We start from the raw sequence: 14,081 nt of genomic DNA, 5'->3' as shown, positions 1-14,081 counted from the left end.
CCAGAATCAGTGTTCAAGACTTACCAGAATGGGTGTTCAAGAGTTACCAGAATCGGTGTTCAAGTTGTGCCAGAATACGCAAGCGCCATTGTTTATATTTCGGGATTAAGCGTTTATTCGTTTTTCCTTTCGATATTCCTGTTTATTACGCCTTCCCTTCATGCCATTGAGTTTTCCGCGATTCAATTATTCTCCGGGTTTAATGAACCACTCCATGCTGAGATTGAGGTGTCCGGCCTTACTGATCCTGATGCGCCGGTCGTCGTCGATGTTGCTTCCCCCCTGGAGCATCAAAATTATGACGTTCCAGTGCAATACTTTAATGCAGCGATCAATACTTCATGGCATCAGGCGGCTGATGGACGTCGCATTATTCGCTTAACCAGTGCATTGCCGGTTTCGCTTGAAAACTTGGATTTCCTTTTGATGGCAATACCGACTGATGAAACAGTTTTGATGCGTGTTCAAATCCCCATCACGCAGAGTGGCAGCGGTAAGCAACATTCTCAGCCCAGATTAAGGGTGCAAAACGCCAATGGCACCAATACCGCCGAGCGTCCCTTAACCCGTTTCAATGAGCCTTTAGCGAAAAACAAAAAGCAAACATTCAGGAATAAACAAAAGATTGTTGCAGCAAAGCGACAGAACCGACTAAAACGTACAGCGGAACTGGCCAGAGCCAATCGTCAGGTGGACGCCAATGCTAGAGTATTAGCCTTTAATTCTGTTGTTGATGAAATATCATATAACCCGCATTTTTCGAAACAAGCGATTTCCGCTGTTCTGCATGAGGATAGAGAGACAGACAAAGCGCAAGTGTCAAATAAACCAAGACTGGCCTTAGAATCGACGACTGATAATAAAACCTATGACAAAATAAAAATGAATAATGATGAAAATAAAAGTATTAATCTCGATATCAAGGAGAGGCTGACCGATAAAATCAACCCGTTTTTTGCTGTGCAGACTGTCCAGTCAGATATCGCAGTTTCGTTACTAGGCGAATTATTGCTGTCAACGGCATATCCTAAGATGAATGTTCAAACCCTAACTAAGCAAATGAATCCACAAATTTGCGTGTTTAAGAACGCCTCAAAAGCCATCATCGCTACAAATATGGTTGTCACAAGACTTGAGGATACGACGATAACACCTTTCTTGGGTTATGTATCACAGAGTTTGATAGTGTTCTCTCGAGATAAATTCACTGATCACTTTGTCGTGTAGCTCAAGAGTATGAGACTCAGGCTGATTTCCGTTATTGAGGTATCCAGCTGAAGCTTATTGCAGCTCCGGCATAGATACCATTGATGACGTCTGCCTTTGTGTTTTTGACGACTCAATCTCGTGACTATGAGGCAAACCTTGAGATTAGCTGTGAACGCTTCAATAAAATCTAGGTAAGCTCGCAACCCCCGGCATAACCACCGGGGTTACCATCTTATTAGCTATCTCCCATCAGCTGCTCTACGAGCCCCATCAGGATATGAATGACCTTGATATGAATTTCCTGGATCCGGTCGGCATAGCCAAAATGGGGCACGCGAATTTCAATATCCGCCAGGCCAGCCATTTTTCCGCCATCCTTGCCAGAAAGAACAATCGTGCGCATTCCTTTCTGTTGGGCAATTTCCAGTGCTTTCAATACATTGGCAGAGTTACCACTGGTGCTGATTCCCAGCAAGATATCGCCCGATTGTCCCAGCCCCTCTACATAACGGCTGAACACATATTCGTAACCAAAATCATTGCTGACGCAGGAAAGATGACTTGGATCTGAAATCGCAATGGCCGGATAGGCTGGACGATTTTCGCGGTAACGCCCCGTCAACTCTTCTGCAAAGTGCATGGCATCACAATGCGAGCCGCCATTGCCGCAGGAAAGCACTTTACCGCCAGCCTTAAAGGATTCCGCCAAAAGTTCAGCGGCACGAGTAATTTTTTCCAGATTCCCGTCGTCATTCAGAAACTGGTCAAGCACTGTCGCGGCTTCTGATAATTCCTGTCTGACATATTGCTGTAATTCAATCATCGCTTCTGTCCCATCCCAGCCACCGCCACTGACTGTTTTCAAAAACAGACAGTGACAGTGTTTTACGCAGTATTTTTGAGATTTCCGGATTATACGTCGAGGTTGGCAACCTTCAGCGCATTGTCCTCAATAAAGTCCCGGCGCGGCTCAACCACATCCCCCATCAGTGTCGTGAAGATCTGGTCTGCAGCAATCGCATCGTCAATGGTCACGCGCAGCATGCGGCGGGATTCCGGATCCATGGTGGTCTCCCAGAGCTGCTCAGGGTTCATCTCGCCCAAACCCTTATAACGCTGGATATAATGGCGCTTTGTCGACTCGTGCATAAGCCAGGCCAGGCCCTGCTCAAAATCATCGATCGGCTGAACACGATCCCCCTTGCGGATATGAGCGCCAGATTCCAGCAGCCCCTGTAACTGATTACCCAACTTCACAATATTGCGGTAATCATTGGAGATAAAGAACTCGGTCTGGAAGCGGTATTCCGTCGTAATGCCATGGGCAATAACACGGGCAACAGGCACCCAGACTTTCAGCTCAGGATTTTCAACCGCACTTAGACTGATGCTTACACCAGACAATTTTTTGTTTTCCAGTGTTTCATTCAGTGCCTTAACCCAAGCTTCAACGGTAGCCTGATCCTTCAGGGATTCCTCGGTTAACTCAGAGACATAAATCATTTCTCTGAGTACATCAGCCGGATAAATCCGTGACAGACGCTCAATAATAGACTGAACATTGCGGAAGTCAGTGACCAGAGATTCCAATTGCTCACCGCCGATACCCGGTGCCGTTTCATTGACGTGCAGGCTGGCATTTTCCATGGCTGCGGTGGTCAGGTATTGCTGAAGGGCAGGTTCATCCTTCAGATAGGATTCCTGCTTACCACGCTTGATCTTATAGAGCGGTGGCTGGGCAATATAGATATAGCCACGTTCAATCAGTTCAGGCATCTGACGGAAGAAGAAGGTCAGCAGCAGGGTACGGATGTGGGCACCATCGACGTCCGCATCAGTCATGATAATGATCTGGTGGTAACGGAGCTTATCAGGATTGAACTCTTCGCGACCAATACCACAACCCAACGCGGTGATCAGGGTTCCAACTTCCGCAGAAGAAAGCATCTTGTCAAAACGGGCTTTCTCGACGTTCAGGATTTTACCCTTCAGAGGCAGGATAGCCTGTGTACGACGGTCACGACCCTGCTTGGCCGAACCACCTGCAGAGTCACCCTCCACAATATATAGTTCAGAAAGGGCAGGGTCTTTCTCCTGACAGTCAGCCAACTTCCCGGGCAGACCCGCGATATCCAGTGCCCCCTTACGCCGGGTCATCTCACGCGCTTTACGGGCTGCCTCACGGGCACGGGCGGCATCCAGCATTTTGTTGACGACGGTCTTGGCGTCCTGCGGATTTTCCATCAGGTAATCAGAAAAGAAGTTCGCCATTTCCTGTTCAACAGCCGTCTTCACTTCAGAAGAAACCAGCTTGTCTTTGGTCTGGGAGGAGAACTTGGGATCTGGAACCTTAACGGAAACAATCGCCGTCAGACCTTCACGACAGTCATCACCGGTGGTGCTGACCTTCTGTTTCTTGAGCAGACCTTCCCTTTCGATATAGGTATTCAGAGAGCGCGTCAGAGCCGCTCTGAAGCCCGCCAGGTGAGTTCCACCATCACGCTGAGGAATGTTGTTAGTAAAGCAGTAAATGCTTTCCTGGAAGCTGTCATTCCACTGCAGGGCAACCTCTACACCGACGCCATCCTCCCGTTGACGGGAGAAATGGAATACATTGTTGATCGACGTTTTCTTGCTGTTCAGGTATTCAACGAATGCTTCCAGACCACCTTCATATTTGAAAGTTTCCTCACGGCCATCGCGCTCATCCTTCAGTACAATGCATACACCGGAGTTCAGGAATGACAGCTCACGAAGGCGCTTGGCCAGAATCTCATAGCTGAACTTGATATTGGTGAAGGTTTCCGAAGACGCCCAGAAAGTGACTTCGGTACCGGTCGTATCGGTATCCCCGATCACCTTGAGCGGTTCCCGTGGAACACCATTATTGAAGACCTGCTGATGGACATTGCCAGCACGACGAATGGTCATCCGCAGTTCGCTGGACAACGCATTCACAACAGAAACACCCACGCCGTGCAGACCACCGGAAACCTTATAAGTGTTGTCGTCAAACTTACCGCCGGCATGCAGAACGGTCATGATAACTTCGGCGGCAGAAACCCCTTCTTCTTCATGGATATCTGTTGGAATACCCCGGCCATTGTCACGCACAGTGACCGATTCGTCAGGGTGAATAACCACATCAATCTGGCTACAGTGTCCCGCCAGCGCCTCATCGATCGAGTTATCGACGATCTCAAAGACCATATGATGCAGACCGGTGCCGTCATCCGTGTCACCGATATACATGCCGGGGCGCTTACGCACCGCATCAAGGCCCTTCAGGACCTTAATATTCGACGCATTATAACTTTGCTCAGTCATCAGTCTGCTTCTCCATAACCTCTCGCGTCGGGGCGAGTGCGCTGTCTGCCCTGCTCAACAAGACCAGTTGAGCCAAGGCAGAACAGGGTAGACAAAACACTCGTCAACGCAGTTAATCACTACAACTTACCGCACCATGTTCCACGTGGAACATCTTTACCTGGGTTTTCTCGTTCCATTGATGCGCCAACCCTTCACGCTCAACGCTGGTCACAAAGACCTGGCAATGCATGGATTCCAATGTATCGCACAGCAACTGCCGGTGTTCTGCATCCAGTTCTGACGGCAAGTCATCCACCAGATAAGTGCATGGGCGATTACTGATTTCTGAAAACAGTAACCCTTGGGCCAGTTTCAGGGCGCTGACCACCATTTTCTGCTGTCCCCGTGACAGAATCTCTGCCGCATTCATCCGCTCCAGCCTGACCTTCAGATCCGCTCGCTGAGGACCGGCATGGGTATACCCGGAGTTAATATCACGCTCCCGGTTTTTTCTGAGAATCTCACTGAGACACAAGTCCTTGTCCCAACCCCGGTAATAACTCACTTTCAATCCGGGTACATTGGAGAACTTCGCCATGACCTGTTCAAAGACAGGCAGTAGTCGCTCTATATACTCAGACCGCAAATCGTCCACTTGTTTCGCAACAGTGACCAATTCCTGATCCCAGATATCTAGCTGGTAACAGTCTATTTTACCATGACGGAGCAAGGTATTCCGCTGTCTCAAGCATTTCTGTAGGCGCTGCCAGAGAGGGAGAAAACGATGTTCCACGTGGAACACCCCCCAGTCAATAAACTGCCGTCTTTCCTTAGGCGAACCTTCAAGCAGGCGAAACGTGTCAGGATTTATGACTTGGATGGGCAGGATGGAAGCAAGGCTCGATACATTGTTCACCGTTTCACCCGCGATACGGATTTGATAATCCCCCTCCAGTGTTCGGGTTACCCCCACAGGAATGGATCGAGCTTCCTGGCTGATTTCCCCAAAAACCGTACAGGATTGTGAACTATTCCGAATAACAGGCTTCAACTTTGACGAACGAAAAGAACGCGCCATTCCCAGCAGGTAAATGGATTCCAGGATACTGGTTTTGCCACTGCCATTCTTGCCGTAAAAAATATTGATATCAGGAGACGGTTCCAGGGAAACCGTGGCGAGATTCCTGACATCGGTGATTGCGAGACGCCTGATGGTCATATCGTTGTTTTTACCGGTTTAAAACCAGAAAACGGATGCCTCAGGGCATCCGTTTTCTGTTAGGGTGCAGAGAATTGCCGTCGACTCAGAGGCGCATGGGCATGACTACATAGACGGAATCCCCCCCCTCGGTCTCTTCAATCAGCGCACTGCTGTTGGAATCCGACAAGGTCAACTTCACCGCATCGCCGGAAATAACAGACAGCACGTCCAGCAGATAGCTGACGTTGAAGCCGATCTCAAGCGCATCACCCGGGTAATTTACGGTGACTTCTTCTTCCGCTTCTTCCTGTTCCGGGTTATTCGCCATGATCTTCATGGTGTTTTCATTCAGCATCATGCGAATACCGCGGTATTTCTCGTTGGAGAGAATCGCAGTCCGGTTAAACGCCTGACGCAAGGTCTGACGATCGCCAATTACGATCTTGTCACCACCTCGGGGCAGAACACGCTCATAATCCGGGAATTTGCCGTCGACCAGCTTGGAGGTAAAGGTGAAATCACCGGTATTGGCGCGGATATGGTTTCCGCCAACGGTGATATTGACCGCCTCATCGCCTTCCGTCAGCAGACGCGCCAGCTCCAGGATACCCTTACGCGGCACAATCACCTGGTGCTTGTTATCCTGGCTGATATCCGCATCAACGGAGCACATGGCCAGACGGTGGCCATCGGTCGCGACAGAGCGCAGCATATGGTTGTTCACTTCCAGCAGCATGCCGTTGAGGTAATAACGAACATCCTGCTGTGCCATGGCAAACCCGGTCCGGTCGATCAGGCGACGCAGACGGGATTGGGCAATGGAGAAGGTAAACGAGCCGGCTTCTTCCTCAATATTAGGGAAATCGTTAGCAGGCAGCGTGGACAGCGTGAACCGTGAACGGCCGGAACGCAGAATCACTTTCTGGTCATTGACCTTCAGCTCAATATCGCAATCCTCAGGCAGGGATTTGCAGATATCCATCAGCTTCCGCGCAGGAACGGTAATCTCACCGCTCTCGGCAGACTGTTCCAGTTTGACGCGACCAACCAGTTCAACCTCAAGGTCAGTCCCGGTCAGGGAAAGCTGGTCACCCTCGACAACCAGCAGAACGTTGGACAGGACCGGCAGAGTTTGCCTGCGCTCCACAACACCAGCGACCAACTGCAGCGGCTTAAGCAGTGCTTCCCGGTTAATGGTGAGTTTCATGGTTTCCTTCTCTCGTAATCCTCGTTGGAAGATACCGTCATCAGCTGGTCAGCGACCGATGCAGATTCTTGTAATCCTCAGCGATTTCGTTATCAGTTTCAATCAGTTCCTTCACCTTGCGGCAGGCATGCAGGACCGTGGTGTGGTCACGGCCGCCGTAGGCTTCACCAATTTCCGGAAGACTGTGGTTGGTCAGTTCCTTAGACAGCGCCATGGCAATCTGTCGAGGACGGGCGACAGAGCGGCTGCGGCGCTTGGACAGGATATCCGACATCTTGATCTTGTAATATTCAGCCACGGTGCGCTGGATATTATCAATGCTGACCTGTTTATCCTGCAGTGCCAGCAAATCTTTCAGCGATTCGCGGATCAGGTCCACATTGATACGACGTCCCATGAAGTGCGCACTGGCGATGACCCGCTTCAAGGCACCTTCCAGCTCACGGACGTTGGAGCGAATCCGCTGTGCTATAAAGAAGGCCGAATCATGGGGCAGCTCAATATTGGCCTGCTCAGCTTTCTTCATCAGAATCGCGACACGGGTTTCCAGTTCCGGCGGTTCAACGGCAACCGTCAGGCCCCAACCAAAACGAGATTTCAACCGTTCTTCCAGACCGGCAATCTCCTTGGGATAGCGATCACAGGTCAAGATCATCTGCTGACCGCCTTCCAGTAAGGCATTAAACGTATGGAAGAACTCTTCCTGAGAACGCTCCTTGCCGGCAAAGAACTGGATATCGTCAATCAACAATGCGTCGACAGAACGGTAGTACCGTTTAAAATCGTTAATGGCATTCAGTTGCAGGGCCTTGACCATATCCGCCACAAAACGCTCAGAATGCAGATAAATGACCTTCGCGTCCGGATTCTGTTTAACCAGCGAGTTACCCACAGCGTGCATCAAATGCGTTTTACCCAGACCCACACCACCATAAAGGAACAAGGGGTTATAGGCCGCTCCGGGGTTTTCTGCCACCTGACGGGCCGCAGCGAGCGCTAGCTGGTTGGACTTACCTTCAACAAACGTTTCAAAGGTAAAGGTCGTATTCAGGGAGCTGTTGTGCTTGATGCTGCCCTCAACCTCAACCTGACGCTCTTTCTGACGGGTAGGCGCAGGTTGTGGTGGCTCAGGCGGGATATCTGCAGAGGCTTCCGGCTCAATCACATCCGCTTCACTGATGGAAGCAGCGCGAGATTTCAACGGATTCACAAAAGTACGTGACGCAGAAGAAGGCGATGATGTTCCACGTCTCATCTCTTCCTGGTGTGCCGTCGCCATTTCAGGCATACGGGATTCCGCTTCAACATTCATCAAGCTGGAATGAAGCGTAGTCTGCTCGGTAGCCACAGGCTGCTGTGGACGCTCATCCACCAGATCCAGACTTTTCTGGTTGCTGGAATAGGGTGATGCATATTGGGTCGCAGCAGCAACCGGTGATTCGGCAGGCGAACGACGCTGCTGTGTCGTCGTACCTGTCGAACGGGAACGGATATTAAAAGAAGGCTTCCGGTTACTCACACCCAGAGCGATAGCGGGTGGATTCCCATCCGTCAGCTCATCCATCACCTCTTCGATACGAGGCAGGAACTTATCTTTGACCCAGTCGAGCACAAAACGGTTGGGGGCCAGCAGACACAGTTCGTCGTGATCCGCCATGACCTTCAGTGGACGTAACCAGGTGTTGAACTGCTGGGAAGGCAGTTCATCCTGAAGGATATCCATGCATTTCTGCCATAGCTCCAGTGGCACGAGGACGCTCCGGTTGAAAGTGAAGAAAGTGGTTCAGAACCGATGTTGAAAACAGTTTATTTTATCGTGTGTTGCCGATGTTATCCACACCCGTAAAAACCCTGTATTTATAGGGCTGGATGCTAAAAAGTCATTATTAATCAACAAGTTATCTTTTATAGAAATAAATACTTTAAAAACAGTGAGTTACTAACAGGGCTGTGAATAGTTCTGTGGGAAAAATGTATAACTCAAGCGAATCACCTGTGCTTAGAATGCCGTTTTATGCACATCCGGTCAGATACCCCATTTTTTTATACACAACGCTCCACGGTAACCGTACAAGGTAACCGCAGTAGTTTGGACATAGTTTGTCTGACAATAGTCTGTTGATAAATAACGTTTTTTTGACGTTTTCCACACAAAACAGGCTGCTCTATATAAACAACATCAAAGAATAAAAAACATATATAAGAATATATTTTTTATATTTTTCTTTATTCATATTTCTAAGCCAAATCAATAAAAAGACAGTTGTCTAATATTTGTACTTCTACCTAAAAAGCGTTTTTTAACTGTCATACAAAAGATGCAAAGCAAACCCTAAATGGATAAAGAGAAGTCATACAGGCGTTACGTGCATTCAGCCTGTAGATAAAAGTAGAGAGAGTGACACCATAGTTGTCGGCATATTGCCTTATAAGGAAGCACATGATCCGCTGGTCGATTTTTATACATCTTTTAAATTGACGCTATTTATCGGATTCCCTACAATTGCGCGTCTTTTATCTGTCATTTTTAGTTGTACCCCGTACAACTGCAGCGTAGGTGAGTTACCCATGAAAAGAACATTTCAACCCAGCGTCCTGAAGCGTAAGCGTACCCACGGTTTTCGTGCTCGCATGGCTACCAAGAGCGGCCAGCAGGTTATCGCTCGTCGTCGTGCCAAGGGTCGCAAGCGCCTGTCTGCCTAATTTGCGGCCAGGACCTGAGCGTGAGTTTCAGTTTCAGCCGTGATCACAGGCTGCTGAATGCCGCTGAGTTTAAACAGGTCTTCGATACTGCAGATATCAAGGTATCCCATAAACATCTGCTGATTCTGGCGCACCGAACCACCCGGGAAACCCCGCGACTGGGTCTGGTGATAGCCAAGAAAAATATCCGTCATGCGGTTAACCGCAACCGGGTAAAGCGGATGATGCGGGAAACTTTCCGCCTGAACCAGGCCAGTCTTGAAAAGCTGGATATCGTGGTTCTGGCCCGGAAAGGTCTGGACACACTCAGTAACAGGCAACTGCAGAACCTGCTTGAGAAGCAATGGTTGCGAATCAGGCAACGGTCTGAATCCCGGAAGCCGTCTCCCACCCGAAACGCACCGGGTCAGGTCAAAGCCCCCGCCAGTCATGGTTAAGGGGGCTGTTGCTTCTCAGGTCTGACCGGCACTCCGCCAGCAAGGAGAACAGGCCATGTCCGTCAACCCGGTCAAATCACTGGTACTGTTGATTCTTCGCATATACCAGTACGCGATCAGTCCTTTGCTGGGCAGAAATTGCCGTTTCTATCCCTCCTGTTCCGCTTATGCAAAAGAAGCCATTGAAATTCATGGTCTTCTAGGCGGAAGTTTCCTGTCGATAAAACGCCTTTTGCGCTGTCACCCCTGGCATCCGGGGGGGTATGATCCCGTTCCGGACTGTTCAGATGGCGCACATGAAGCTGTATCGGAGGAGTCCCGATCCCCGTTGTCTGCGTGTGCATGCGCTGCAAGGACAACGCCGTTAACAAACAGCCCTGGGTTCCGTGGTGGTGAAGATCCTTCTGTGGATAAAACGACTGCGTCGCTCAAGGCACAAAACCAAACCGATTCGATGGCCCGATAATCATGGATTTGCAGAGAACTATTCTGATCGTTGGCCTGGCCGTTGTCGGTTACCTGATGGTGCTGCAATGGAACCAGGACTACAACAAGCCGCCCGAGCTGAGCACAACTGAAGTTGTCTCCGTGGGAGAGGCGCCGGTCGCGCAGGCAGCCACTGGCAGCAGCGATGCGCCGGTGCTGGAAAGCGATACTGTTGTGGATCACGGTTCTGCCGCCAGTGCGCAGCTGATCACCGTAACCACCGACACGCTCAACGTCACCATTGATACCCGCGGCGGAGACATTGTCTCTGTTGCACTCCCAGAATATCCGAAGGTGAAAAGCCAGCCGGACAACCCGTTTGTTCTGCTGGAAAACAGCCAGAACCGCCTGTTTGTCGCCCAGAGTGGCCTGACCGGTACCGATGGTCCTGACCGTCATGGTCATCCGGTATTCACAGCCGCGAAAACTTCCTACCAGTTGGAAGATGGCAAGGATAATCTGCAGGTTGACCTGACCCTGAAAACCGACAAAGCCGATATCACCAAGCGTTACACCTTTGAGCGCGGTGGATATCAGGTATCTGTCGACTATCTTATCCACAACACGTCTGACCAGATGTGGCGTGGTAACTTTTACGGTCAGCTGAAGCGGGACAATTCCAAAGACCCAAGCAGCGAGTTCAGCAGCAAGACGACAATTAACACCTATCTGGGTGCCGCCGTTCGCAGTAACGAAAAGCAGTACCAGAAAGTGGATTTTGACGATTTTGCCAGCAAGCCGTTCAAGGAAACGGTGGAAGGGGGTTATGCCGCGATTCTGCAGCATTACTTCGTTGTCGCCTGGGTACCGGGTCAGGAACAGCAGAATACTTATCAGACACGCGTCGTTAATGGAAATAACATTATCAGTGTCGTAGAACCTGTGGTTGAAGTGAAGCCAGGTCAAACGGGTGAAGCCGGTGCGATTCTGTATGTTGGTCCGAAGAACCAGGAAGTGTTGGCAAAACTGGCAGATGGTCTGAACCTTACCATCGACTACGGTATTCTGTGGTGGTTCGCCAAGCCGTTATTCGAACTGCTGAAGTTCCTGCACTCCATCCTGGGTAACTGGGGCTGGAGCATCATCGCGCTGACCGTGATTGTTAAAGCGGTATTCTTCCCGCTGTCTGCAGCCAGCTACCGTTCCATGGCGAAGATGCGCAAGCTGTCGCCCAAACTTCAGGCGCTGAAGGAACAGTATGGCGATGATCGCCAGAAGATGTCCCAGGCGATGATGGAAATGTACAAGAAGGAGAAGGTCAACCCGATGGGTGGCTGTCTGCCGATTCTTGTCCAGATGCCGGTCTTCATTGCCCTGTACTGGGTACTGCTGGAATCCGTTGAAATCCGTCAGGCGCCGTTCATTCTGTGGATACATGACCTGTCGCAGATGGATCCTTACTTCATCCTGCCGCTGATCATGGGTGCGTCCATGTTTGTCCAGCAGCTGCTGAGCCCGACGCCGCCGGATCCTGTCCAGGCCCGTGTCATGAAGCTGATGCCGGTGATCTTCACCGTATTCTTCCTGTGGTTCCCGGCCGGTCTGGTTCTGTACTGGGTTGTGAATAACCTGCTGTCCATCGCGCAGCAGTATTACATCACCCGCAAGATCGAGGCGGATCCCAACGCCTGACGTTGAACAGGATTTGCTTTACCCCCAAAGGCGTGGTCACTAGACTACGCCTTTTTTATTGGCCCTGATTTTTCCCGTCACGACACCATGACCCATCCCGATACGCTTCACACCAGTTCCGATACCATTGCCGCCCAGGCCACCGCTCCCGGACGCGGTAGCGTCGGCATCATCCGGGTTTCAGGTCCGCTATGCCGTGACGTTGCTTCGGCCTTAGTCTCGGAAACACTGAAACCGCGTCACGCGCATTACCTGCCATTTCTGGATGAAGACGGCTCGGTGATTGATGAAGGGTTGGCGCTGTTTTTCCCCGGCCCGAACTCCTTCACCGGTGAGGATGTTCTGGAATTACAGGGTCATGGCGGACAGGTCATTCTGGATATGCTGCTGCGCAGGATTGGTAAGCTGGGTGTTCGCATGGCGCGGCCGGGTGAGTTTTCGGAAAGAGCTTTCCTGAACGACAAGATGGATTTGGCTCAGGCAGAAGCAATAGCAGATTTGATCGACAGCGCATCTGAGCAGGCTGCAAGAAATGCTGTGCGTTCTCTCCAGGGGGCATTTTCGAGCCGGGTTCAGGCGTTGGTGGAATCCTTGATTCAGCTGCGCATCTATGTGGAAGCGGCAATTGATTTCCCGGAAGAAGAAATTGATTTCCTGTCTGATGGCAAGGTTCAGAATGACCTGAACGCTGTAATGGCGAAGCTGGATCAGGTTTTCAGTGAAGCGCAGCAGGGCGCCATCATGCGGGAAGGGATGACGGTCGTTATTGGTGGGCGTCCGAATGCAGGTAAATCCAGCCTTCTGAATGCATTGGCAGGTCGGGAAACCGCCATTGTCACCGATATCGCCGGTACGACCCGGGATGTTCTGAGGGAACATATCCACATTGACGGTATGCCGCTGCATATTATCGATACTGCTGGTCTTCGTGACAGCGAGGATCGCGTCGAGCAGATTGGCGTTGAGCGGGCTTTCCTGGAGATTGGCCAAGCTGATCGTGTGCTTTTGATGGTTGATGCCTGCACCACCGACTCTTGTGATCCGCACACCATCTGGCCTGAATTTGTGGATAAGTTACCGAAAGGCGAAAAGATCACCATTATCCGCAACAAGATCGACCTGACCACGGAAACGGCTGGTTTAACCGAACATAACGGCGTAACCGTGATTCATTTGTGTGCCCAGACCGGTGAAGGCGTGGATCATCTCCGTGAACACCTGAAGGCCTGCATGGGCTATACCGGAACCCTTGAAGGTGGCTTCAGCGCCCGTAGAAGACACATAGAGGCCCTTGAGAAGGCAAAAGAGTATCTGGAGAAGGGGAAAGCCCAATTAAGCGGTTACGGCGCCGGAGAGCTTTTGGCGGACGATCTGCGCCAAGCTCAGAAGGCATTAGGCGATATAACTGGTGAATTCACAAGTGATGACCTTTTAGGGGCCATCTTCAGCTCGTTTTGTATTGGAAAATAATTTCGACATTACTGGTGGAAATACCAGTTCACGAAAAACACACTCATGATGGTTGTGATCAAGCCGCCAAAGGTTATCCGGAACTGGCGGCTGAGGTTGGCCATCTCGGTTCGAACGCCAGCAATTTCTTTATGCAGGTCAGAGCGGACATCGCTGATCTCATGTTTGAGTTCGTGATACTGAGATTCCGTTGTCAGTTGAACCTGCAGAATCACTTCCTGCAACATCAAAATATCTTTTTTGCTGGCATTATGATCCGGATCCAGTGAAAGGCTCACGTCATACGCCAGCGTTTCATCAATACCAACAGCGATTTAGTCATGAAGCCTCCATTGGTCGAGCAGCAACCTTAACTCCCGCTTAACGATCTGAAGAAGTAAGGCTAAATTGAATGAAGAGAGCGTCCCCTGTGCTCTTCAGGCAAAAT

General features: G+C 50.5%; 12 protein-coding genes. 6 read left to right on the top strand and 6 right to left on the bottom strand.

The window, feature by feature from the left end:
• Positions 1 to 1,227, top strand: a 1,227-nt coding sequence (locus ABD892_RS15255; RefSeq protein ID WP_345196729.1) for a type IV pilus assembly protein FimV, incomplete at its 5' end; no start/stop codon positions are given.
• 217 nt (positions 1,228 to 1,444) lie between these two features.
• Here ABD892_RS15255 and lpcA read toward each other — a convergent pair.
• From lpcA to dnaA, 5 genes are all read right to left on the bottom strand, one after another.
• On the bottom strand, positions 1,445 to 2,074 hold the full coding sequence (gene lpcA / locus ABD892_RS15250; RefSeq protein WP_345196728.1) for a D-sedoheptulose 7-phosphate isomerase: 630 nt from the start codon (positions 2,072 to 2,074) through the stop codon (positions 1,445 to 1,447).
• A 47-nt stretch (positions 2,075 to 2,121) separates the two neighbouring features.
• Complete coding sequence (gene gyrB / locus ABD892_RS15245; RefSeq protein ID WP_345196727.1) at positions 2,122 to 4,536, bottom strand: DNA topoisomerase (ATP-hydrolyzing) subunit B; 2,415 nt, start codon at positions 4,534 to 4,536, stop codon at positions 2,122 to 2,124.
• A gap of 112 nt (positions 4,537 to 4,648) precedes the next feature.
• Entirely contained in the window at positions 4,649 to 5,737 is a 1,089-nt protein-coding gene (recF, locus tag ABD892_RS15240) for a DNA replication/repair protein RecF (RefSeq protein WP_345196726.1), read from the bottom strand.
• 85 nt (positions 5,738 to 5,822) lie between these two features.
• A complete protein-coding gene (dnaN, locus tag ABD892_RS15235; protein WP_345196725.1) occupies positions 5,823 to 6,926 on the bottom strand; it encodes a DNA polymerase III subunit beta in 1,104 nt (367 codons plus the stop codon).
• A gap of 40 nt (positions 6,927 to 6,966) precedes the next feature.
• On the bottom strand, positions 6,967 to 8,676 hold the full coding sequence (gene dnaA / locus ABD892_RS15230) for a chromosomal replication initiator protein DnaA (protein WP_345196724.1): 1,710 nt from the start codon (positions 8,674 to 8,676) through the stop codon (positions 6,967 to 6,969).
• An 818-nt stretch (positions 8,677 to 9,494) separates the two neighbouring features.
• Between dnaA and rpmH the strand changes: the two genes are divergently transcribed.
• From rpmH to mnmE, 5 genes are all read left to right on the top strand, one after another.
• Entirely contained in the window at positions 9,495 to 9,629 is a 135-nt protein-coding gene (gene rpmH, locus ABD892_RS15225) for a 50S ribosomal protein L34 (protein ID WP_211830725.1), read from the top strand.
• Positions 9,630 to 9,649: 20 nt separating this feature from the next.
• Positions 9,650 to 10,066, top strand: coding sequence for a ribonuclease P protein component (rnpA, locus tag ABD892_RS15220; RefSeq protein WP_345196723.1), 417 nt, complete (start codon positions 9,650 to 9,652; stop codon positions 10,064 to 10,066).
• Positions 10,067 to 10,121: 55 nt separating this feature from the next.
• Complete coding sequence (yidD, locus tag ABD892_RS27150) at positions 10,122 to 10,532, top strand: membrane protein insertion efficiency factor YidD (protein WP_425559272.1); 411 nt, start codon at positions 10,122 to 10,124, stop codon at positions 10,530 to 10,532.
• Between the two features lie 2 nt (positions 10,533 to 10,534).
• On the top strand, positions 10,535 to 12,184 hold the full coding sequence (yidC, locus tag ABD892_RS15210; protein ID WP_345196722.1) for a membrane protein insertase YidC: 1,650 nt from the start codon (positions 10,535 to 10,537) through the stop codon (positions 12,182 to 12,184).
• An 87-nt stretch (positions 12,185 to 12,271) separates the two neighbouring features.
• Positions 12,272 to 13,654: a tRNA uridine-5-carboxymethylaminomethyl(34) synthesis GTPase MnmE gene (gene mnmE / locus ABD892_RS15205; protein WP_345196721.1), complete on the top strand. Its 1,383-nt coding sequence runs from the start codon at positions 12,272 to 12,274 to the stop codon at positions 13,652 to 13,654.
• An 8-nt stretch (positions 13,655 to 13,662) separates the two neighbouring features.
• Here the strand turns inward: mnmE and ABD892_RS15200 are convergent, their stop codons facing one another.
• Complete coding sequence (locus tag ABD892_RS15200; protein ID WP_345196720.1) at positions 13,663 to 13,932, bottom strand: hypothetical protein; 270 nt, start codon at positions 13,930 to 13,932, stop codon at positions 13,663 to 13,665.
• Between the last annotated feature and the right edge of the window lie 149 nt (positions 13,933 to 14,081).

The sequence above is a fragment of the Kistimonas scapharcae genome, from assembly GCF_039540975.1.
GTDB classification, from domain to species: domain Bacteria; phylum Pseudomonadota; class Gammaproteobacteria; order Pseudomonadales; family Endozoicomonadaceae; genus Kistimonas; species Kistimonas scapharcae.
Note: the sequence above shows the minus strand (reverse complement) of the source record. Positions and strands in the feature narration are given on the sequence as shown.

Coding starts and splice junctions, on each gene's coding strand:
- mnmE (WP_345196721.1), top strand. CDS start 12,272: ATGACCCATCCCGATACGCTTCACACCAGTTCCGATACCATTGCCGCC.
- gyrB (WP_345196727.1), bottom strand. CDS start 4,536: ATGACTGAGCAAAGTTATAATGCGTCGAATATTAAGGTCCTGAAGGGC.
- yidD (WP_425559272.1), top strand. CDS start 10,122: ATGTCCGTCAACCCGGTCAAATCACTGGTACTGTTGATTCTTCGCATA.
- recF (WP_345196726.1), bottom strand. CDS start 5,737: ATGACCATCAGGCGTCTCGCAATCACCGATGTCAGGAATCTCGCCACG.
- yidC (WP_345196722.1), top strand. CDS start 10,535: ATGGATTTGCAGAGAACTATTCTGATCGTTGGCCTGGCCGTTGTCGGT.
- dnaN (WP_345196725.1), bottom strand. CDS start 6,926: ATGAAACTCACCATTAACCGGGAAGCACTGCTTAAGCCGCTGCAGTTG.
- rpmH (WP_211830725.1), top strand. CDS start 9,495: ATGAAAAGAACATTTCAACCCAGCGTCCTGAAGCGTAAGCGTACCCAC.